This window comes from Commensalibacter sp. W6292M3, from assembly GCF_016101315.1.
GTDB lineage: Bacteria > Pseudomonadota > Alphaproteobacteria > Acetobacterales > Acetobacteraceae > Commensalibacter > Commensalibacter melissae.
The window spans coordinates 61,142-81,488 of sequence record NZ_JACFQT010000002.1 but is presented as its reverse complement, the minus strand read 5'-3'; the positions used below and the strand labels follow the sequence as shown (position 1 = coordinate 81,488).

Sequence of the window (20,347 nt, the reverse complement as noted above, 5' to 3'; positions counted from 1 at the left end):
AAATAAAATTAATGCATTATTAATATAATTATAATTTTATAATAAATAACACATTGAAACGAAATATAATACAAATTAAAATAACTAATAAAGTTATAATTTAATTGGTTTTATTAAGAAGTATATTATTAGTATTTAAGTGTATAAAAAATGTTACGAAATTTTTTGAATATTCAATATCCTATTTTTCTTGCACCAATGGCGGGTGTATCAACACCAAAACTGGCAGCTGAGGTTTCAAATTCTGGTGGATTGGGATCATTGGGACTGGGATCCTGCAATCATGAAGAGGCGAAAAAGCAAATTGAACAGCTGAAACAGCTGACCTCCTTACCTTTTCAGGTCAATTTTTTCTGTCATCAACCAGAGAAATCAGACGCTACACTTGAAAATCAGTGGGTTCAATATTGCTGTTCAAAATTTGGCAGGATAGATCTGATGAAAAATTTTAGTCAGGCTTTTTCCTGTCTTTATTCCAGTTTTTTAGAGAATGACAATTTTCTGGATTTAGTAATTCAAGAAAAAGTTCCCGCTGTTAGTTTTCATTTTGGAATCCCAAGCAAAAGTCAAATTCACAGATTGAAACAAGCCAATATTGTTACGATGGCTTCTGCGACAAATTTGATAGAGGCCTCATACATAGCAAGGTCTGGTATAGATATAATAATAGCGCAGGGTATAGAAGCGGGTGGTCATCGGGGTGTTTTTAATCCAAATATTGATTCGGCGATACCAACACTAGAACTGGTTTTTCTGATTAAAAATAATTTATCAATACCAGTTGTGGCAGCCGGTGGTATTATGGATGCACGAGATATTCATGATTGTCTTAGAGTGGGGGCAAATGGTGTTCAGTTAGGAACGGCATTCGTCCAATGCAGTTCGTCAAAAGCGAGTGAAACCTATAGACAATCATTATTTAATTCTAAAGTTACGCAAATTACCGCGACCATTTCTGGTCGACCTGCCAGGGGGTTGGTCAATGATTGGCATTTAAAAATTGATTCACCAGATCGGCCTTTAACACCACCTTATCCTTATACTTATTATTTTGCCAAGAAAATTTACGAATATACTAGACAGCCTCAGTATGCCGCATTTTGGGCAGGATCAAAGGTTTCAAAAATTAAAAAAATGGAAGCACCAGATTTAATGAAGTCTTTTATTGAAAATGTTGATTTTTGATCTTAATCATTATTTAGAGTATGAAGATAGAGTTAAATTAAACAGCAATATTTTTTACTATAATTTTTAGAAAATAAAATGCATATTTGCTGAATTGTAAAAATTGAACGTATTTTAAGATACATTCAATTTAACCTGTTTTGAAATATCGTTTTTATATTATTCTACTGTTTTAAAGCTTTATTACCGATATCCGTGCGCCAGATACCATCTTTCCAGTTAATTTTGTTAACGGCATTATATGCGGTTGTCTGTGCTTGTTTGAGTGTTTTATCAAAAGCGGCAATGCATAAGACACGACCTCCTGCTGCACAAAGTTCTTGTTGAGCGTTATAATTGGTTCCAGCATGAAAGACTTTTACATGGGGTATGGATTCAGCTTGGTCAATATTTTTGATAATTCCGCCTACAACTGGTGTTCCCGGATATCCTTTTGCCGCCATAACAATACAAATCCCTGCTTGATCAGAGAATTTGATTTCTGATTTTTTTAATTTTCCCTGACTGAGATTATAGAGAATGTCTAACAAATCTGTTTCCAGTCGAGGAAGCAGAACTTCTGCTTCCGGGTCTCCAAAACGAACATTATATTCAATTAGATAGGGCCCATCATTTGTAATCATCAATCCGGCAAAAATGATGCCACGGAAAGGAATTCCACGTTTTACCATTTCGCGCAGCATGGGTCTGACTGTTATATCCAACGCTTTCTCTTGGGCTGCGTGATCAAAAAAGGGTGGTGGGGATATTGCACCCATTCCGCCAGTATTGGGTCCCGTATCATTATCGCCAATGCGTTTGTGATCCTGAGCCGCTCCGATTAAAACCGCATGTTCTCCATCGCAAAAGGCAAATAGGGAAATTTCCTCTCCTGTCAGAAATTCCTCGATAACGATTTTATTGCCTGCTTCGCCAAAACGGTTATCTTGCAGGATTGTTTCGATCGCTTCTTCAGCTTCCTTAAAGGTATAGGCGATAATAACGCCTTTTCCTGCCGCCAAACCATCTGCCTTGATGACAATTGGAAAAGATTGGGTTTTCAAATAAGCAACCGCTTGTTCACTATCTGAAAACTCTTTCCATGCTGCAGTTGGGATCCGGGCGGCATCGCTGATCATTTTTGTGAAACTCTTGCTTCCCTCCAGCTGTGCAGCCGCTCGGCTGGGACCTGCACAGAGGATCCCGGCGTGCTGGCAAGCATCGGTTAATCCTTTAACCAAAGGTAATTCTGGTCCGGGAATAACAAGATCAATATGATTGTCTTGTGCAAATTTTACTAAATCGGTAATATTATCTACCTTAATGTTTATATTTTTACCATATTGTGCAGTACCTGGGTTTCCTGGTGCGATAAGAAGCTCGGTAAGATTGGGTGAGCAAGCAAGAGCCATGGCAAGGGCGTGTTCTCTTCCCCCAGAACCGACGAGTAAAACGCGCATAGAGATTTCCTTTACTGATGTTTCTTTTTTGGGATAAGGCTGTATCATATTTATGTCGATAGATGAGCAACTTTCTGATCGAATGACGGATAATATACCAGAATTTAGTGTAGGGGATATTTCTACAGCGATTAAGCGCGTTTTGGAAGGAAATTTTTCTCGGATTAAAGTAAGGGGGGAAATTACCGAGTTAAAACAGTATCCGTCTGGACATATTTATTTTTCCCTAAAAGATGAAAATGGAAAACTGACAGCAATTATCTGGCGGTTCAAGGCGGCAAAACTTACTATAAAACTCGAAAACGGTATTGAGGTTATTGCAACAGGCAAGATTTCTTCTTATGGGGAACGTTCATCATATCAGCTCATTGTCGATCAGATTGATTATGCCGGCGAAGGTGCTTTATTGGCCCGTATCGAAAAATTAAGAAAGAAATTGGAAGCTGAAGGTTTATTTGACCAGGAAAAAAAGCGTCCTTTTCCTCTATTGCCAAAAGTAATAGGTGTGATTACATCCTCTAAAGGCGCGGTTTTGCACGATATTCGCACAACAATTCAACGACGTTTTCCCAGGGATATCCTGGTCTGGCCAGTGGCGGTTCAGGGAGAGGGGGCAAGTGAACAGATTGTCAGGGCTATTATTGGATTTAACACCCTTTCTGTAAATGGTAAAATTCCACGTCCTGATATCTTGATTGTTGCACGAGGGGGTGGATCACTGGAAGACTTGATGGCCTTTAATGATGAGGCTGTTGTAAGGGCCGCAGCAGAGTCGAAAATTCCCCTGATCTCAGCAGTTGGACATGAAACAGATACAACCTTGATTGATTTCGCATCTGACCGTCGGGCCCCGACTCCAACTGCAGCTGCGGAAATGGCAGTTCCTTCGCAGGTTGATCTTGCTGCTGGAATAATGCAGCTGGTTACGCGTTTGAATAAAGCATTAATACAGATTATTCAATCTTATCAACTGCGTTTGAACAAGGCCATTACCAGACTGCCGGATGTTCCCACTTTATTGGCGCAAAACCGTATGCGCCTGGATGACCGTTCCTATCGTCTGGATTTGGCGCTTCCAGCATTGGTTCTGAAAAGGAGACATCAGCTTTCTTCCATTCAGGCTGTTGATCAATATCTTTTGGGACTGATTGATCGTTTCAAGAGACAACTGGCCTTTAATGAAAAACAATATGCAATTTCTTGGCTGCATTATATGCGTCAGTTGGAAAATAATTTACCCCTGTTCTCCATATCGAATGTACGTAATTTATTGAGAGAAAGGCAGCTGAAATTGGAAAGTGTCACGGCAAGATTGGAAGCCCTTTCTCCCAAGGCTGTATTGGCGCGGGGATATGTCTTGGTACAGAATAAGAAAGGTCAGCCTGTAACTGAAGCAAGAGGATTAAGGGCTGGATCTGATTTGATCTTAACTTTTTATGATGGGCAGAAAGACGTGCGTGTTTTGAAGCGGCAGGAAAACCGTCAGGAAAGTTTTGATCTGTAAATTGATTAAACGGTTTATAATCAATCCTGTTGAATTATTCAATTTAATTAAATCGCAACCTGAATTATATAAATTGAGATGAATGTTGATTTATTGAAAAATTGAATTTTGAAATATTGTAAATCATTTTTTTGATCAGAATATTATATTGGTTGTTATGGTTACGGATCGTTATTGGGAAAACTTGTCACTTCAAGAAATGAACAAGGAGCAATGGGAGGCTTTATGTGACCGTTGCGGTCGGTGTTGCCTGCATAAATTGCGGGATGATGATACGAATGAAATTTATTATACAAATGTTGCCTGTTGGTTGCTGGATATAAAAACAGGGCAATGTTCGGATTATTGTCATCGTAAAATCAGGATTCCGGACTGTATCCAATTGACCCGAAAGAATTTATCAAGGATTGACTGGCTGCCCTCCACCTGTGCATATCGTTTAATAGCGGAAGGCAAGACACTTTATCCTTGGCATTATTTGATTGCCGGTAATTTTGAAGCCATGCATAAAGCCGGTATTTCCGTGCGGGGAAAGGTTGTGAGTGAACATGATGCAGGGGAGTTGGAGGATTATATAGTGGAGTGGATCGATTGAAAAACACAATGAGCGGTTTTCTTCCTTCATGGTAGGCTGTATATTTACTTGTATTGGAGAATTTTACATGGATTTGAAATCTTTTATCAAATAATCAATTTTTTTTAAATTTACTCTTTGACCTTTTCGTTCTTCATGCTATTAATCCTTTTACAAAATATGGGCGAGCTTGGCGGAATGGTAGACGCTCAAGACTTAAAATCTTGTGTCCGTTTTGGACGTGTGGGTTCAAGTCCCACAGTTCGCACCACCTGAATCATATTTGAATGATCTGTCAGACATTATTTTTTATTTCTGGTAAATGTTTTTTTAATACATCAATCAAATTTTCATTACTATTTTCTAGTAAGCGTTTTATCCATTTAAGAAAATCTTCCTTTTTTTGTTTCGTTAAGATTTTGCTGATAATTGATAATCCTTCACCTTTGCCATTATACCATTTTAATAGCTCTTTTATATTTTTTTCCTCAATTGCTTTGTTAATATTGTATTTAGTTTTTTGTAGATCTTCTTGAAAAGAATTTTTTAATTCATCAAGGCTTTTGTTAAAAAATTCAATTAAAGATTCCTGCTTCTTGATTTTATCATCAGAAGGTGAAAGTCTAGCAAATGATCTGCTTAATTGTAATTTTCCATATTCCACGATATACGAATTTCTATTTTTATTGATAGTATCGAGAAGTTGAGAGGTTATCTCTTGAATCAGATTTTCTTTTTCCGTTTTATCGTTATATTGCTCTAGTTCAGCAATAATCTCGAGAACATCATATAATAAGAAAAGATTTTCAATTTCAAGGACGTTGAGCACATAAATATTTTGATTATTCAGTTTTTGTATTTCATCTGTACCACGATAATCAGCATCCACGATACCCGCACAATTAATACGAGTTAAAGATGGATGGTTGTTAAGCGAATTAACCGCATGAATAACTTCTGTACATGAATTGCTTGGAATAATTGTCCATTCTGGATAACATGCGCGGTAAACAGCTTGATCTAAACTGTTTTCTTGTCCCTCAACAAAGAAAATGGGACGACGACTACCCAAAATCAAAGTAACAATTTCCTCTGATAACGGCATATTATCTGGAAGCGCTTTTATATCCCATTTATCAGATTCAGAAAAATTTCTTTGGTATTTTTTGAGAATATATTTTTTTCCTGCCTGATTGGCGATAAAATTTAAATCGTGTGAAATGGTTATAAAAGCACAATCTGGACGTATTTTTTTCAGTTCATTCCATAGTGGTGTTAAGATGGAAGGATGTAAATGTTGTTCAAGTTTGCTTGTCGGTTTTTGTACAGGAGGACGATTAGGGTTGTAATTATTATAAAAATTCGTGGCAATACTATGTGATTGTGAAAATAGGTATTGTAATAACTCGTCACTATCATTGTAAAATTCTAATTGATCAAATTGATTAGTTAATCTATTAGCTTGATTTTTTCTTGATAATTGGCTTATTGGATTAGGTAACAAAGCTTGTTTTGCTTGTGCTTCTTTCATTTGAGTTTGGGGAATATTTAAAAATATTGCACGGTGTGCATTGATACGATATGTTTTATATTCACCGTAGTTTTGGATAATATATTGTTCAATATATCGTGCCAGATGGGTTTTACCGGAACCATTTGCTCCAACAATATAAATTGCCTCCCCTTTATCTAAAGTGATTTTAGTGGAATCATTCTTGTTGGTCTCGTCAATAATAAGAGGTACAGGGATTTCAAATAAATTTTCACTTGTCATAATTGAACATGGATTTATATCAAAGATGGTTAAAATATCTTTGGAATATTAAACATATTGTTAAATAATAAAAATGAAAATTGTTTGATCTGACTTTTCTTTTATAGATTCAGACAATTGCTGGATAATGGAGAGAAAAGGAAGATTTATTGTTTGACCAGTTTCGCTAACAGATTTTGTTGTTCGATGGTCATGGGAAGTTCCGTTTTTGTTATATCCACACCCTGCCAGCCAGCTCCAAGGGCCGTGAACAAATTGATGGAATCCTGGAAACGTTCCAAAATGGCCACAGCCTCTTCATTGGCGGCATTTGTGGCTGTACGTTGCGCGGTCAGGACATCCAGATATCCTGTAAGTCCTGCCTTATAGAGTTTTTGGGCACGGATAAGGGCGGTCTGGCTGCTTACTTTGGATTTGTGCAACAGATCAACATGTTCTGAATCATCACCCCAGGCCGCGATAACATCCTCGATTTCTTTCAGGGATGTCAGGATTGTTTGACGGTAATTTAACCGTGCCTCTTCTGCCTGAGCCTGCGCTTGCTTAACCGCGGCACTAAGGCGGCCACCATGCAGACCTGGAATGGAAAGATTGATAAAGCTGCTGGATACCAGACTGGCAATATTGGCCATTTGACTGGTAAAAGAAGTCGTTGGCATCGCACTCATGTCAATGGTGAATTGTGGATAGAGTTCTGCAACCGCAACACCGATATTTGCCGTTGCCATGGCGTATTGCCTTTCGGCAATACGTATGTCTGGACGATTGGCCAGGGCAATGGAAGGAATGGAGGGTGGAAATGGGGGTAAGTCTGGTAAAGGCTGTTCTATCTTAAGAAGTGTTTCCGTGGTTCCCGGCGTTTGTCCCAGCAAAACATCAATTGTATGGGTAATCTGGGTAATGCTGGTTTTCAAGGGCTCTCGACTTGCTCGCTGGGTTTCAAGCTCGGCTTCTGCCTGGGCAGTGCTTAGAGTCGTGCCTGTACCCTCAATATACTGTTTTTGTGCCAGATTATAGATATACTGGGCGATCGCAACATTTTCATCCGCTATGCGTAACCGTAGCTGCATGGTGCGGAGGGTTACATAGTTATTGGCCAGTTGAGAAAGCATGGCTAAAAGGACGGCTCTTCTATCCTCGATCGAGGCCTTTACAGCCTCTTCTTGGGATTGAACCATTCGTCTGATCAAACCGAATGTATCCAGTTGCCAGCTGAATGTCGCGCCATAACGACGTATAACGGCATTATTTGGATTTCCTTTTGATATCGAGATATTGCTGGATAAGGTATTGGAAGATGTCTGATATCCAAATCCGCCAGAACCATCCAGTTGGGGATACCATTTTGACGCCTGCTGATCACGCAAGGATTGAGCGGCCAAAATCCGTTGTCCCGCCATCTGAAGGTCATAATTGTTCTGGATGGCCTTTTCAACAAGTTGATTTAACAATGGATCATGAAACTGTTCCCACCAACGACGCATGTTGTTCGCTGCCTGGACAATCTCTTGGGCTGTGGCTGGTCTTTTCCATACTTTTTCAGTCCATTGTTCCGGAATTTTCATGTGATCCCGATGAAAATTGGGGCCAACCGTGCAGGCATTCAATCCAATCAAGGAAAATGTAATTGCTTTCTGCCAGATAGATTTTAGACGGAACATGTTTGAAATACTCATAGATGATCTTGTAACCAGGTGGCCAGTTTTCCTTTTCTGCCACTTGTTTGTGGGCCGACACTGATTGTGGCGGTCATGCCGGCGGAAAGATGGATCGTGTCTGGAATATGATCAATATGAATTCTTACGGGAATACGTTGAGCCAAACGAACCCAGGTAAAAATGGGATTAACATTTTGCAAACCAAAATTATCAGCGTTGGCATTAGAGTCATTGATACCACGGGCAATACTGACAACATGTCCGGGCAGTATCTGTTTATATCCCATTAACTTGATCCGGGCGACATCGCCGACATGAATGCCCCACATTTTGGTTTCTTCAAAATAGCCATAGACCCAGAAAGAATCGGCATCAATAACGGATAAATATGAATTGCCTGTATTGACGTAATCACCAACCCGTAAATTAAGATTTGTAATATAGCCATTGACAGGTGAATAAAGTATGGAACGTTGCAAATTTAACTTGGCTTCTGTCAGGGCTGCTTTTGCTGTATCTACACTTGCCTGTGCGGTTCTAACCTTTGTATTGAAATCTTCTTTTTCTTCTGTTGAAACAATGCCTTCCAATCCTTTGCGACGCATTGCATTACGATGTTGTAAGGCAAGATTGGCCTCCGCATTTTCCAAATTTGCCTCTGCCTGTTGAATGGCGATTTTAAAACGTAAGGGGTCAATTACGAAAAGGGGATCACCCTTGCGAACAAACTGGTTGTCCCTGACAGGAACCTGTACAATGGTGCCCGAAATTTCCGGGGCGATTTTAACGACGTATACTCTGACACGACCATCACGGGTCCATGGGGCAATCATGTAGGTGTCCCACAAGGCTACCCCTAGAATTATAGCCATGGCTACAATGATTAGGGTCAAGATGATGCGGATGATGTTACTAATGGGTGCCATGATTGAAAAACAAATTCTTAAAGTCAGAAGTTATACATATAAGATAAGCAAACATAGGATACTGAAATATAAAGCTACTTCAAATAAAGCAAGATGCCAAAATAATTTTATTAAACCTGTTTTCCACAGGAAAGAACGGATAATAACAGTTAAGGCGAATGCAAATAAAGCATAAACAACAAAAGGGGCGATATAGACACCAAAAAAATCAAATTCTGCGATCATCTTGTTGCACTCAGAAAAAAGGAAACATTTTTACTAATTTTTAATGGATAGTTTGTAAATTCCCAGAAAAATAAAAAAGAGTAATATAAATTTGTTTTCTTTATGGACAAAATTTTCTTTAAAGCACAAAACATGAATCAATCAATTTGATCTTAAAAAATTAACTCTAATATTGTTTATAATATAATCCATTTATGATAGAAATGGATAATGATATGGGTAGCATTTAAAACATATTTAAGTAAGGGAATAAATCAAGAATTATTAAATGCTCTCCGTGCGGATTATGCCTAAATTATTTTCAAGTCAAGATATTTTCATTGTATATGTACATTAATTTTATTTTACAATGCGTTTTGCAGTAAATAAAATTTAGGTTAAAATAGAAAGGAAATATTTGGTCCATAATTGGAAAATTTGAATAGAAAAAATTAAATTGCATATTAAAATCAAGTAATTTTAATATGCAATTATAGATAAAAAAAGCATTTTATGAGTTATATCATTTATTAGTAATAAATCTAATTGTATGTTTAGATCTTGTCATTAAGTCTTATTACATTATTCAAAGTAAAATAAATAATATTTCTTGTCTTTTTTTATTATTATTAATTTAAATATATATTAAACTTGAAAACAAGTTTTATCGGATATGTAGAAGGAATTAAAATGTTTTTTTGCAAGAAAAAAAAAACAAATTTAAAGCAAATTAAAAATCAGGTTCAAGATAATGTCATGGCTTCAAAAGAACAGCTTAATCCTGCTCTGGCTGAAATGGCAGATAAAGCAGATAAGATTAAGGATGATATGAAGGATGTTGCAGAAGAACAAGTAGAGCAGCTTTCTAAAAAAGTTCAATCCAAACCGATCAAAGCGGTTTTGATCTCCACGGTTATAGGTTTTGTACTGGGTCGGATGACGCGCTAGTAATATTTGTTGCAGAAATGGTCTATATACATGAAGATTGTTGAATTTGGCAAAGCAGCAGCGGATGCAGAGCTCCTGCTTTTGAAAAAAAAGTCAATTAGAGTAAGCAAGCAAATCCTGTTATGCTGTATAGGGGCAGTATTTGGATTATTTGTTTTAATTTCCTTGCATGCTGTTTTGGCGGCGCTGTGTTGCTGGTTGTTTCATATTGGTTTTTTGGGATCATCATTAATTATCCTAATTTTTGATATTTTGTGTGCTGGTATCTTTTTCTATCTAGCCTTGCAGGTAAAAATTGGTGAAGAAGAGATAGAAGCCAAGGTGATTCGGAACCATAATTTAAAGCAATTGCGTGATTCAATTGCCCTGACAACTTTAATTACTGCACTTACAGGGCCGTTGGGTGGATATTTACGAAGTTTTATATGGCAGTTTATTAAAAAGAAATTTAGAAAAAAAATCTGAATAGATTTTATTTATAATGTTGAGGTTTTTATAATAAATACTTCAACATTATTTACGAAGTTGTTGAAAAAAAATTGTTTTTCCAAATTTATCATTATCATTATTAAGTTTTTGTTGATTTTTTTTATAAACTTATGCACTTTATAGTAGTATTTTAAATTCATTTTATAACCTGGAGTAGAAGTATGCACGTTCTTCTTATGGGAGAAATCTTTTTTTTAGAGCATGAATTCTACCAAAAACTTAAAGTAACAGACTTTTCTATCGATAGGGTATCGTTTGATATTGAGGTATTATCAACGGCTCATCTGTATGAATATGATCTTATTATAGTTGAAGGAAATAATTTGGATAAATTGTTTTTTTCGACCATTAGAGAATTGCGCGCATTAAATGAAAAGATTTCTATTATTGTTGTTTCCAGACAAAATAATCTGGAAAGTAAGATAAAAGCTTTTCAGGCAGGTGTGGATGATTATGTGTTAATTCCATTTTATGAGGATGAGCTGATTGCAAGATGCAAGGCGGTTTTGAGACGTGTCCAAAAAGTATTTTCCAAAAAAATTATTCATATTGATGCATTAAGTATCAATTTGGAAACACATGAAGTATTCGTTAATAAAGCATTGGTTCATTTGACAGGCAAGGAATATCTTATTTTGGAATTGCTTATTTTACAACGTGGCACTTTAATTACAAAGACGGCACTTTTAAACCATTTATACAAATGCAATGTAGAACCCGATATTAAAATTATTGATGTCTTTGTATGTAAATTAAGAAAAAAATTACAAGATGCTGGTGCGGAAGATTTTATTTCAACAATATGGGGACAAGGTTATATCTTCCGTAAATCAACAATGGATAGTGAATGAAAATAGATATTACGTTTCACCAATCTTTATTCGGAAAATTGTTCTGAAATAATCCGTTCTGACAAGCTTTGATTTGGATTGAATAGTAAACAAGATTTTATAGATTTGTTTTCTTTGACAGTAATCTCGACAACGTCACGTATCTCTGTGAAATCGGCTACAGCTGCTATAGGGCGTTTATTTTCTTCCATGGTCAAGAATTGAAAAAGAGTTGTTGAAGGAAGTAATGCGCCTCTCCATCGGCGTGGCCGAAAAGGACAAATAGGAGTTAAGGGTAACAAATCAGAATTTAAGGGAACGATTGGACCATGTGCTGATAAATTATAGGCTGTCGATCCTGCGGGTGTTGAAAGAATGATACCGTCGCAAATCAGTTCGGATAACCTGATCTTATGATTAATTATCACCTTTATTTTGGCTGCCTGTCTGGTTTGCCGGTATAAAAATATATCATTAAAAGCTAGGGCTGTGTGTGTTTTACCATCCACTGTTTTAGCTGACATGGCCAAAGGATGAAGACAAGTTGGTTGGGTTTTTTGAAGTAGTGATGGAAGATCCTTCTTGATCTTGGGATTTGTAAGGAAACCAACAGAACCGAAATTGATACAATAAATGGGAATCTGATAATTAATATAAGTATGAAGTGTTTCTAGAACAAAACCATCACCACCAATACAGATAATGACTTCGGCTTGGTCGATACTTGCGTTTCCATATTGTTTTACCAGGTCATTTTTATATTGAATTGCCTCGGGTTTATCCATGGATAAAAAATGAAACTTTGTGGGTGGATTATCAAAAAACCTCATAAATAGTTCTCGGCAATTATACAGATTTCATTAATTATAAACATTACGCAACATATAAACAATATTGTTTTAGTTTAATTAATTTCTTTTTTAATCAATCAAAATTATTAAATCAAATATAATTTATTATTAAAATTTTACTAGAACTACTGGGTTGAATAGATAGATTTGTAAACTGAATAATACTAAAAAAGGATTGATATACCAAAATTTAAAATTTATTTGCTAATTTTAGGTAAACAATTTAATTGTTTATTAATATTTATAAATTAGGTAAAAATTATGCAATTAGAGATAATGGTGTTGAATTAAAATTATATTTCATGGCTGAATGTAAATATATATATATTTATTAGTTTAGAATAATGTAAACAATCATATTTGTCTAGTAATATATAATGTTTTGAAAGAGTTATTTAATATAAATATTTATTGTGGATATGATTTTACAAGTATTTTATTGTGAAAGTTTATTATTTGATGAAAGCAAATGAGTTGCTATCAAACTGTATTTCAAAAGAAAAAAAAATTCCTCCCAATCCTATAGATAAACGAGTAGGAAGCCGTATCCGGTTAAGAAGAAAGTTATTAGGCTTTTCCCAAGAAAAACTTGCTATAGCTTTAGGTTTATCATTTCAACAGATTCAAAAATATGAAAAGGGATTTAATCGTGTTGGTGCTTCGAGACTTTATTATATAGCACAGTTTTTGCAAGTTCCGATTAATTTTTTCTTTGATGAGTTTTTGACCGGAAACGAAGAAAATAAAAGTCAGGTTCCTCCATCATTTTCAACGGCATTAGATGTTAAAAAAATATTAATTACCAAGGATAAGGAAAATGCCATTAAGGAGGAAATTAAAATTACAGATTTGAATGTTATGAATAATAAGGAAACGGTTGATTTGTTAAAGGCGTATTATCATATTAAAGATAAGGAAATCAGGAAAAAGTTGCTACATCTTATTAAGGTTATGGCAGAATGATTTAAAAAATATTTCATTCTCTATGTAAAATGTTATCTATAATAAAAGAGGAGATTTTTTTCGATTTGAAAGAGTCTTTTAATTGCTTTTCATTATATTGGGATTGAAGCCAATATAAAAATTTCACTTTTCCATGCGTTTGCTGAAGATATTGGGTAAAAAAAGCATCAAGAATTCCTGTTCTGGAATATTTAAAATGACCGTATTTCCATGAAAGCTGTCGCATTGCAGAATGAATATCGTAGTTTTCAAATAGAAGAATTAATGCGGAAACTAAACCTGCACGATCAGCTCCAGATTTACAGTGGATTAAAAGAGGGAATTCAATAGTTTTGTAAATATTTGCAAGATTTAGAATTCGATCAATATGTGGTGCTCCACGGCTTTCAAAAGGGAGGTCGTAATGTTTTAAATTTAATTTATGACTGATATGGCGGGATAGCGCATCAGAACCACAATTTCTTTTCCCCCGTAAATTGATAATTGTTTTAAGATGATATTTTTTTGTTAAATTCAATAATCTGGTTGGAGTGGGATGGTTGCTGCGATACACTTTACCGGGAATAACCGTCTGAAAATTTGACCATAATAAACGAAAAATCGCATGGTCAACAAATAGGCTGTTGAGCCATGCGATATGATAGTTCCGACGATTTGGAAAAGATGAGTCAAAAATATATTTCTTTTTCATGACTCATCTTTTAGCTTATTTAAAGTTTACGTTCAATTTGTAATCTTTTCAATTCAGCAATTGCATGAGCTGGATTAAGACCTTTTGGACAGGTCTGTGTACAGTTCATAATAGTACGGCATGCATACAAACGCATTGAATCCTCTAATTCATCAAGGCGTTCGCCTTTATACTCATCACGGCTATCAGCAACCCAACGCATGGCAGCCAATAAAACGGATGGGCCTAAATATTGGTCCCCGTTCCACCAATATGAAGGGCAAGAGGTTGAACAGCAAAAACACAGGATACATTCATATAAACCATCCAGTTTTTTACGCTCCTCAATGGATTGTAACCGTTCTTTATCGGGGGGGGGAGGGGTATCAGCTTTAAGCCATGGATCAATTTCCCTTAATTGTGCATATGGACCATTAAGATCAGGTATCAAATCCTTAATGACGGGCATATGGGGGAGAGGATAAATTGCAATATCCCCCTCATATTCATTAATGTGTTTTGAACAGGCTAGGGTGTTTAATCCGTTAATGTTCATGGCACAAGATCCGCAAACCCCTTCACGGCAAGAACGACGGAATGATAAAGTTGGATCAATTTCATTCTTAATATGAATTAACGCGTCTAAAACCATTGGGCCGATTTTGTCCAGATCCACCTCGTAAGTGTCGATAACTGGATTTTTGTTATCATCAGGGCTCCAACGATAGATTCTAAATTTCTTAATATTTTTTGCCTGTGAAGAGGCATAAAATACTTTTCCAATTCCAATTTTACTGTTTTTGGGTAGTCTTAATTCAACCATTAGTCATCACCTTCTCTGATTAATATACCCGTTTTTTAGGAGGGAAAACCTGAACTTCATCGGTTAAAGTTCTCATATGGACTGGGCGATAATCAAGTGAAACCTCTCCCTTGTCATTAAGATATGAAACAGTATGTTTCAACCAGTTTTTATCGTCACGTTCAGGATAATCATCATGGGCATGTGCGCCACGACTTTCATGACGTGCGGTTGCACTTACCATGGTTACGGTACCATTTGCCAATAGATTCTCGAATTCCAAGGCTTCCATTAAATCTGTATTCCAAATCAGGGATTGATCGGAAACAGAGATGTCCCCCAGACCAGACCAGATATCCTTAATCTTTTCAACGCCCGCTTCCATGTTTTTAGTATTCCGGAAAACGGCTGCATGACGTTGCATGGTTCTTTGCAGGGTGTCACGCATTTGAGCCACACGGGTTTCACCTTTGGCAAATCTTAGTTTATCTAAACGGCCAAGTGCATTTTCCCCGGCATTTTTAGGGAATGGAGCAACAGGAGCGCCAGGTTTAAGAATATCTTTTGCACGTAAAGCAGCTGCACGACCAAATACAATCAAGTCAAGTAATGAATTCGTACCAAGGCGGTTTGCACCATGAACGGAAACACAGGCACATTCACCGATTGCCATTAATCCCGGAACGGTTGCATCTGGATTGTCTTTGGTAGGTCGAATAACTTCGGCCTGAAGATTTGTTGGGATACCACCCATATTATAATGGACAGTTGGTAATACAGGAACGGGTTCCTTGGTTACATCAATTCCGGAGAAAATGCGCGATGTTTCAACAATACTAGGTAAACGTTCGTGTAAAAGGTCTGCCCCCAGATGTTCAAGATGTAACATGATGTGATCTTTATTGGGACCACATCCGCGTCCTTCATTGATTTCCACAATCATGGCACGAGAGACAACATCACGAGAAGCAAGGTCCTTTGCATGTGGCGCATAACGTTCCATGAAACGTTCACCTTCACTGTTTGTCAGATAGCCGCCTTCTCCGCGACATCCTTCTGTTAACAAACAGCCGGCTGGGAAAATACCGGTTGGATGGAATTGAACGAATTCCATATCCTGTGTTGGGATGCCAGCACGCATGACCATGGCATTTCCATCACCTGTACAAGTATGGGCAGAAGTACAGGATTGAAAAGCGCGTCCATATCCTCCTGTCGCCAAAACAACCAGATTTGCACGGAAACGGTGTATACTGCCATCCTCCAGACACCATGCCGTAACACCACGACATGTGCCATTTTCATCCATGATAAGATCAATAGCAAAATATTCAACAAAGAATTCAACATTGTGTTTCAAGCATTGTTGATAAAGTGTATGCAATATAGCGTGACCAGTTCTGTCTGCCGCAGCACAAGCGCGTTGAACGGGTTCCTTTCCGAAGTCGCGCATGTGTCCACCAAATGGACGTTGATAGATTTTACCATCTTTATTCCTGGTAAAGGGTACTCCCATATGTTCCAGTTCATAAACGGCAGGAACCGCTTCACGGCATAAATATTCAATTGCGTCCTGATCACCAAGCCAGTCAGAGCCCTTTACGGTATCGTACATGTGCCATTGCCAGTGATCCTCTCCCATATTTCCAAGTGAAGCCGCAATTCCCCCCTGGGCTGCTGTTGTATGACTGCGGGTTGGAAATACTTTTGTAATACAGGCTGTATGAAAACCGGCCGCACCCATTCCCAATGTTGCCCGCAAGCCAGAACCGCCAGCCCCTATGACAATGACATCATAGGCATGATCCACGATACGATACGTATCTTTTAATGATAAAGTAGTATCAGTCATTACGATATATATCCTTTAAATGCTGAATTATTTACTGGCGGATGCAGTAAAAAATAATTTTAATATAGAAATTACGGATAGAATTCCTAAAAATAAGGCCCCACCTTTAATACAGTAATTAAGAGCCAATCTTTTTCTTTCACGTGCGTAATCTGATGTAATGACTTCCAAGCCGAGTTGCATATGACGGAATGTTAGCAAGACAAGTGTGAGTAATAAAATTGTATTCGTAGGTTTTCCAGCCCATTTTACAACATCCTTATGATCTGCATCACCCAATCTTAGCATTTGGATAATAAACCAGATTGATAAAGGGGCACTGCCTGCCGCGGTTATGCGTTCGGTCCACCAATGTTCGAAAATATTGTGTCCTGTCCCCAATCCACGCATACGTCCAAGGTAAGATCGTAGAATGGTGGGGCGTTCTACAGAGGTATTCATTGGAGTTTCTCCTAATTGTTTATAGAAAATTATTTTGATATTTTTTAATCAATACGAAGGTTGTCTATTTTTTTCTTTTTTTGATTTTTTTACCAAGAATAATGGTCCATAAAGCTAAAGTTAAAGCAGCAACACCGATAACCTCTGATTTACTGTCTTGATTAATTTCAGGTTTTTCAAGACGTTTGCCACTTAAATCCCAAATAAAATGACGAATACCGCCAATAAAATGGAGAAAGAATGCTGATGAAAAACCAAATAAAATAATTTGTCCTAGAAAACTTCCTGTAAATTTTTGAGTTTTTTGAAAAGATTTTGGTCCTTTTGCGGCTGAAACCAGCCAGGCAACCATTAATGCACTTCCTGCGGAAAGTGCACCGCCTGTAATGCGGTTACTGATTGACAAGACCATTGATAAAATGGGTTTGTAAACTTGTAAATGGGGCGACATTGGTCGGTTTCGATATGATCCGTCACTTTTGTAACCTACATAAAAAGTTTTGCGTATATCCGACATTCTTGATTTCCTAATTAATCCTTATAACACGGCTGATACCGATTTAAGTTAATTGCACTTTATACCCCACTAAAAGATTGATCCAGTCAATTTTTGGACATTCAATTGATTGTGTATGAAGTATTCGGGGTCTTTGTTATTTGATGACTAAACAGTTTTTTGTTTTATTTTTAAAGTAACAATAAGAATATGATAATAACAATTTTCAGGATAATAAAATAAATATCAAATTAATTTGTATAAATTGGATTAATGGCTATAGAAACGTGAAATTGGTAATCATTAATTTATTTATGTTTTTAATTTCGATACCAACAAATCATATCAATTTTATGATCTGTTGGTTAAAAATTACCGTTTAGAAATTAGATTCATTTCTATTAATTTTTCGGCAATCTGTACTGTATTCAATGCTGCACCCTTACGTAAATTGTCGGAAACGCACCATAGTCCTAAGCCATTTGGAACTGTTGGATCGATACGGAGTCGTGAAACATAGGAGGCATCTTCTCCTGCCGCCTCAATCTGGGTAATATAGCCGCCATCTTCCTGTTTATCGAATAGAATGACACCTTCAGCGTTGCGTAAGGCTTTTTGTGCCTTGGCAAGATCAACGGGGCGTTCACATTCAATGGTAATTGCTTCGCCATGTCCAATAAAAACAGGAACCCGAACACAGGTTGCAAAAACATTGATATCTGGATCAAGAATTTTTTTGGTTTCCACATTCATTTTCCATTCTTCTTTTGTCGATCCGTCTGGCATGAATTTATCAATATGAGGTATACAGTTAAAGGCAATTTGCTTGGTAAAATTGTTTATTGAAATGGAATCCCCAACCAATGATGATTTGGTTTGGATATATAATTCGTCCATTCCTTTTTTGCCTGCCCCGCCTGTGGCTTGATATGTCGAAACAACAATTCTTTTAATTTTGAACAGGTCGTGCAAAGGTTTTAAGGCAACAACCATCTGAATGGTTGAACAGTTTGGATTTGCAACAATATTCCGCTTGATTTTCTTTAAATCTTCCGGATTAACCTCTGGAACCACTAATGGAACATCAGGTTCCATACGGAAATGGGAAGTATTGTCAATCACGATGCAGCCTGCCTTGGCTGCTTTGGGTGAATAGACGGATGATACGGATGCGCCAGGAGAGGATAAAGCGATATCCCATCCTTTAAAATCAAAGGTTTCAAGATTTTGGACTTTTAGAATTCTTTTGTCACCAAAGGATATTTCTTTTCCTGCCGAACGTGGAGAAGCCAAGGCAACAATTTCCTTAATTGGAAAATCACGTTCCGCCAGAATTTTTAAGATTTCTCTACCTACCGCCCCTGTTGCTCCAATAACGGCTATGCGATATCCCATAGTATATAATCCTTAGATAATAAAGTTTAATAAATTTTAAAGAAGTCTTTAGAAACCAGCCAAATATTTTAACTCTTTTATTATTTATGTAAATAAATTTTATCAAAATTGTTTGAAAATAAAGAAAATTATTAGGAAAAAAAAAGAAGCTATGTTCTTCTTAGAAATAATTTAAAAGGTCTTTAATACTAATTGTTAACCAGGTTTTTATTATTTATGAGTCGTTTAAATGTGTTGTATGCACAAAAAGTAAAGAATGGTGAGCTTAAACCAGACAAGGCACAGGAACAAATTGCAGATCGACTGGATCATCTTTGTGTTGAATTGTCTGATTATGTGCCAGAACAGACTAACGTTGGCGGGCTTTTGAATTCATTTAAAAAATTGTGGAAAAAGCCTATTGTAAAACCCAAGGGTATATATCTTGTAGGGCCTGTTGGTAGAGGTAAATCAATGTTGATGGATTTATTTTACAGTCAGGCCCCTGTTGAAAAAAAGATGAGAACACATTTTCATGTTTTCATGCAGGAAGTGCATAAGAAATTTCATGCGTTGGAAATACAGTATCCAAAGGGTGAGGACCCCATTCCAAAACTGGCTGAGGAAATTGTCGAAAAGACATGGTTGCTTTGTTTCGATGAATTTCAAGTCAATGATATAGCTGATGCAATGATATTGGGACGACTGTTTGAATATCTTTTTAAATTAGGAGTTATCATTGTTGCCACTTCGAATGTTCATATCAGGGATTTATTTCAAAACAGACCGGGAGCTGATGCTTTCAAGCCGTTTATTGCTTTATTATCACAAAATATGATTGAACTTGAATTATGTTCGGCACATGACTATCGATTGGGTCGCAAGGAAATTGAAACCAAATGGTTGATCGGCTGTAATCCGGAAAACCATGCTGTTCTAGATAAAGTATTCCTACAGGAATCAGGTGGCAAAGAGGGCGAAAAGACAATCTTAACCGTTATGGGACGTCAATTTATTATACCTTGCGCAGCAGGAAAGGTGGCCCGGTTTCAATTTGAACAATTATGTGATGCGGCACTGGGAGCTGGTGATTATTTGGTTTTGGCTCAAAAATATGAAGTGTTGATTATTGATAACATACCGATATTTAACCCTGAAAATATGAATGTAATTGAACGGTTTACCACTTTGATTGATGTATTGTACGAACGGCATACAATTCTCTATGCATCTGCGGAGACGGATTGGGAGCATATTTATCCTGAGGAAAATAGGGCGGCTTTTTTTGAGCGTACTGTTTCACGTTTGTATGAAATGCAAAGTCTAGATTGGACAAAATAGGCATTCGAGAGTAAAGGTTTTCTGAC

At 36.9% G+C, this 20,347-nt stretch carries 20 protein-coding genes and 1 tRNA gene; 9 read left to right on the top strand and 12 right to left on the bottom strand.

Going from position 1 to position 20,347, the window contains the following annotated elements:
- Nucleotides 1-150: 150 nt before the first annotated feature.
- Nucleotides 151-1,185, top strand: a complete 1,035-nt coding sequence (locus H3T57_RS05945; protein WP_198193540.1) for a nitronate monooxygenase family protein — start codon at nucleotides 151-153, stop codon at nucleotides 1,183-1,185.
- Nucleotides 1,186-1,349: 164 nt separating this feature from the next.
- Here H3T57_RS05945 and purD read toward each other — a convergent pair whose 3' ends face one another.
- On the bottom strand, nucleotides 1,350-2,624 hold the full coding sequence (purD, locus tag H3T57_RS05940) for a phosphoribosylamine--glycine ligase (RefSeq protein WP_198193539.1): 1,275 nt from the start codon (nucleotides 2,622-2,624) through the stop codon (nucleotides 1,350-1,352).
- Nucleotides 2,625-2,676: 52 nt separating this feature from the next.
- Between purD and xseA the strand changes: the two genes are divergently transcribed.
- The 3 genes from xseA (at nucleotide 2,677) to H3T57_RS05925 (ending at nucleotide 4,973) form a co-directional block, all read left to right on the top strand.
- Entirely contained in the window at nucleotides 2,677-4,128 is a 1,452-nt protein-coding gene (gene xseA, locus H3T57_RS05935; protein ID WP_155567382.1) for an exodeoxyribonuclease VII large subunit, read from the top strand.
- Between the two features lie 157 nt (nucleotides 4,129-4,285).
- Nucleotides 4,286-4,723 carry a YcgN family cysteine cluster protein gene (locus tag H3T57_RS05930; protein ID WP_155566031.1) on the top strand — a complete coding sequence of 146 codons (438 nt, stop codon included), beginning with the start codon at nucleotides 4,286-4,288 and terminating at the stop codon, nucleotides 4,721-4,723.
- Between the two features lie 163 nt (nucleotides 4,724-4,886).
- Nucleotides 4,887-4,973, top strand: a tRNA-Leu gene (locus H3T57_RS05925).
- 24 nt (nucleotides 4,974-4,997) lie between these two features.
- On the opposite strand, the gene H3T57_RS05920 is transcribed toward H3T57_RS05925, so the two are convergent.
- The 4 genes from H3T57_RS05920 to H3T57_RS05905 all read right to left on the bottom strand — a co-directional run bounded on the left by H3T57_RS05920 (nucleotide 4,998) and on the right by H3T57_RS05905 (nucleotide 9,285).
- The gene (locus H3T57_RS05920; protein ID WP_198193538.1) at nucleotides 4,998-6,476 is read right to left on the bottom strand and encodes a DUF4435 domain-containing protein; all 1,479 of its coding nucleotides are present in this window, start codon (nucleotides 6,474-6,476) and stop codon (nucleotides 4,998-5,000) included.
- A 146-nt stretch (nucleotides 6,477-6,622) separates the two neighbouring features.
- Nucleotides 6,623-8,137, bottom strand: a complete 1,515-nt coding sequence (locus tag H3T57_RS05915) for an efflux transporter outer membrane subunit (protein ID WP_370552882.1) — start codon at nucleotides 8,135-8,137, stop codon at nucleotides 6,623-6,625.
- A gap of 11 nt (nucleotides 8,138-8,148) precedes the next feature.
- Nucleotides 8,149-9,060: an HlyD family secretion protein gene (locus tag H3T57_RS05910; RefSeq protein WP_198193536.1), complete on the bottom strand. Its 912-nt coding sequence runs from the start codon at nucleotides 9,058-9,060 to the stop codon at nucleotides 8,149-8,151.
- Nucleotides 9,061-9,090: 30 nt separating this feature from the next.
- Entirely contained in the window at nucleotides 9,091-9,285 is a 195-nt protein-coding gene (locus H3T57_RS05905) for a DUF1656 domain-containing protein (RefSeq protein ID WP_110439090.1), read from the bottom strand.
- Between the two features lie 669 nt (nucleotides 9,286-9,954).
- On the opposite strand from H3T57_RS05905, the gene H3T57_RS05900 reads away from it, so the two are divergent.
- From H3T57_RS05900 to H3T57_RS05890, 3 genes are all read left to right on the top strand, one after another.
- The gene (locus H3T57_RS05900; RefSeq protein WP_198193535.1) at nucleotides 9,955-10,212 is read left to right on the top strand and encodes a hypothetical protein; all 258 of its coding nucleotides are present in this window, start codon (nucleotides 9,955-9,957) and stop codon (nucleotides 10,210-10,212) included.
- Nucleotides 10,213-10,242: 30 nt separating this feature from the next.
- A complete protein-coding gene (locus H3T57_RS05895; RefSeq protein WP_198193534.1) occupies nucleotides 10,243-10,677 on the top strand; it encodes a hypothetical protein in 435 nt (144 codons plus the stop codon).
- A 185-nt stretch (nucleotides 10,678-10,862) separates the two neighbouring features.
- Nucleotides 10,863-11,552, top strand: coding sequence for a response regulator transcription factor (locus tag H3T57_RS05890; protein ID WP_198193533.1), 690 nt, complete (start codon nucleotides 10,863-10,865; stop codon nucleotides 11,550-11,552).
- Nucleotides 11,553-11,578: 26 nt separating this feature from the next.
- Here the strand turns inward: H3T57_RS05890 and H3T57_RS05885 are convergent, their stop codons facing one another.
- Nucleotides 11,579-12,361 (bottom strand): NAD kinase, encoded by a 783-nt coding sequence (locus H3T57_RS05885; protein ID WP_155568569.1) that lies wholly within the window; start codon nucleotides 12,359-12,361, stop codon nucleotides 11,579-11,581.
- Nucleotides 12,362-12,841: 480 nt separating this feature from the next.
- Here H3T57_RS05885 and H3T57_RS05880 point away from each other — a divergent pair, with 480 nt between their 5' ends.
- On the top strand, nucleotides 12,842-13,345 hold the full coding sequence (locus H3T57_RS05880; protein ID WP_122124102.1) for a helix-turn-helix domain-containing protein: 504 nt from the start codon (nucleotides 12,842-12,844) through the stop codon (nucleotides 13,343-13,345).
- A 13-nt stretch (nucleotides 13,346-13,358) separates the two neighbouring features.
- Here the strand turns inward: H3T57_RS05880 and H3T57_RS05875 are convergent, their stop codons facing one another.
- The 6 genes from H3T57_RS05875 to H3T57_RS05850 all read right to left on the bottom strand — a co-directional run bounded on the left by H3T57_RS05875 (nucleotide 13,359) and on the right by H3T57_RS05850 (nucleotide 19,001).
- Nucleotides 13,359-14,021, bottom strand: a complete 663-nt coding sequence (locus H3T57_RS05875; RefSeq protein WP_370552881.1) for a tyrosine-protein phosphatase — start codon at nucleotides 14,019-14,021, stop codon at nucleotides 13,359-13,361.
- Nucleotides 14,022-14,055: 34 nt separating this feature from the next.
- On the bottom strand, nucleotides 14,056-14,838 hold the full coding sequence (locus H3T57_RS05870) for a succinate dehydrogenase iron-sulfur subunit (protein ID WP_110439083.1): 783 nt from the start codon (nucleotides 14,836-14,838) through the stop codon (nucleotides 14,056-14,058).
- A gap of 19 nt (nucleotides 14,839-14,857) precedes the next feature.
- Nucleotides 14,858-16,669 carry a succinate dehydrogenase flavoprotein subunit gene (gene sdhA / locus H3T57_RS05865; RefSeq protein ID WP_155572329.1) on the bottom strand — a complete coding sequence of 604 codons (1,812 nt, stop codon included), beginning with the start codon at nucleotides 16,667-16,669 and terminating at the stop codon, nucleotides 14,858-14,860.
- Nucleotides 16,670-16,696: 27 nt separating this feature from the next.
- Nucleotides 16,697-17,110 carry a succinate dehydrogenase, hydrophobic membrane anchor protein gene (gene sdhD, locus H3T57_RS05860; protein ID WP_230873110.1) on the bottom strand — a complete coding sequence of 138 codons (414 nt, stop codon included), beginning with the start codon at nucleotides 17,108-17,110 and terminating at the stop codon, nucleotides 16,697-16,699.
- A 64-nt stretch (nucleotides 17,111-17,174) separates the two neighbouring features.
- Complete coding sequence (sdhC, locus tag H3T57_RS05855; RefSeq protein ID WP_230873109.1) at nucleotides 17,175-17,627, bottom strand: succinate dehydrogenase, cytochrome b556 subunit; 453 nt, start codon at nucleotides 17,625-17,627, stop codon at nucleotides 17,175-17,177.
- A 351-nt stretch (nucleotides 17,628-17,978) separates the two neighbouring features.
- A complete protein-coding gene (locus H3T57_RS05850) occupies nucleotides 17,979-19,001 on the bottom strand; it encodes an aspartate-semialdehyde dehydrogenase (RefSeq protein WP_155572328.1) in 1,023 nt (340 codons plus the stop codon).
- Nucleotides 19,002-19,217: 216 nt separating this feature from the next.
- Between H3T57_RS05850 and zapE the strand changes: the two genes are divergently transcribed.
- Nucleotides 19,218-20,321: a cell division protein ZapE gene (gene zapE, locus H3T57_RS05845; RefSeq protein WP_198193531.1), complete on the top strand. Its 1,104-nt coding sequence runs from the start codon at nucleotides 19,218-19,220 to the stop codon at nucleotides 20,319-20,321.
- Nucleotides 20,322-20,347: the final 26 nt, after the last annotated feature.

Excerpts from the sequence above, each read along its gene's own strand:
- H3T57_RS05920 (WP_198193538.1), bottom strand. The coding sequence starts at position 6,476 with ATGACAAGTGAAAATTTATTTGAAATCCCTGTACCTCTTATTATTGAC.
- H3T57_RS05910 (WP_198193536.1), bottom strand. The coding sequence starts at position 9,060 with ATGGCACCCATTAGTAACATCATCCGCATCATCTTGACCCTAATCATT.
- H3T57_RS05880 (WP_122124102.1), top strand. The coding sequence starts at position 12,842 with ATGAAAGCAAATGAGTTGCTATCAAACTGTATTTCAAAAGAAAAAAAA.
- H3T57_RS05900 (WP_198193535.1), top strand. The coding sequence starts at position 9,955 with ATGTTTTTTTGCAAGAAAAAAAAAACAAATTTAAAGCAAATTAAAAAT.
- H3T57_RS05905 (WP_110439090.1), bottom strand. The coding sequence starts at position 9,285 with ATGATCGCAGAATTTGATTTTTTTGGTGTCTATATCGCCCCTTTTGTT.
- H3T57_RS05930 (WP_155566031.1), top strand. The coding sequence starts at position 4,286 with ATGGTTACGGATCGTTATTGGGAAAACTTGTCACTTCAAGAAATGAAC.
- H3T57_RS05850 (WP_155572328.1), bottom strand. The coding sequence starts at position 19,001 with ATGGGATATCGCATAGCCGTTATTGGAGCAACAGGGGCGGTAGGTAGA.
- zapE (WP_198193531.1), top strand. The coding sequence starts at position 19,218 with ATGAGTCGTTTAAATGTGTTGTATGCACAAAAAGTAAAGAATGGTGAG.
- purD (WP_198193539.1), bottom strand. The coding sequence starts at position 2,624 with ATGCGCGTTTTACTCGTCGGTTCTGGGGGAAGAGAACACGCCCTTGCC.
- sdhA (WP_155572329.1), bottom strand. The coding sequence starts at position 16,669 with ATGACTGATACTACTTTATCATTAAAAGATACGTATCGTATCGTGGAT.
- xseA (WP_155567382.1), top strand. The coding sequence starts at position 2,677 with ATGTCGATAGATGAGCAACTTTCTGATCGAATGACGGATAATATACCA.
- H3T57_RS05915 (WP_370552882.1), bottom strand. The coding sequence starts at position 8,137 with ATGTTCCGTCTAAAATCTATCTGGCAGAAAGCAATTACATTTTCCTTG.
- H3T57_RS05885 (WP_155568569.1), bottom strand. The coding sequence starts at position 12,361 with ATGAGGTTTTTTGATAATCCACCCACAAAGTTTCATTTTTTATCCATG.
- sdhC (WP_230873109.1), bottom strand. The coding sequence starts at position 17,627 with ATGTCGGATATACGCAAAACTTTTTATGTAGGTTACAAAAGTGACGGA.
- sdhD (WP_230873110.1), bottom strand. The coding sequence starts at position 17,110 with ATGAATACCTCTGTAGAACGCCCCACCATTCTACGATCTTACCTTGGA.
- H3T57_RS05945 (WP_198193540.1), top strand. The coding sequence starts at position 151 with ATGTTACGAAATTTTTTGAATATTCAATATCCTATTTTTCTTGCACCA.
- H3T57_RS05895 (WP_198193534.1), top strand. The coding sequence starts at position 10,243 with ATGAAGATTGTTGAATTTGGCAAAGCAGCAGCGGATGCAGAGCTCCTG.
- H3T57_RS05890 (WP_198193533.1), top strand. The coding sequence starts at position 10,863 with ATGCACGTTCTTCTTATGGGAGAAATCTTTTTTTTAGAGCATGAATTC.
- H3T57_RS05870 (WP_110439083.1), bottom strand. The coding sequence starts at position 14,838 with ATGGTTGAATTAAGACTACCCAAAAACAGTAAAATTGGAATTGGAAAA.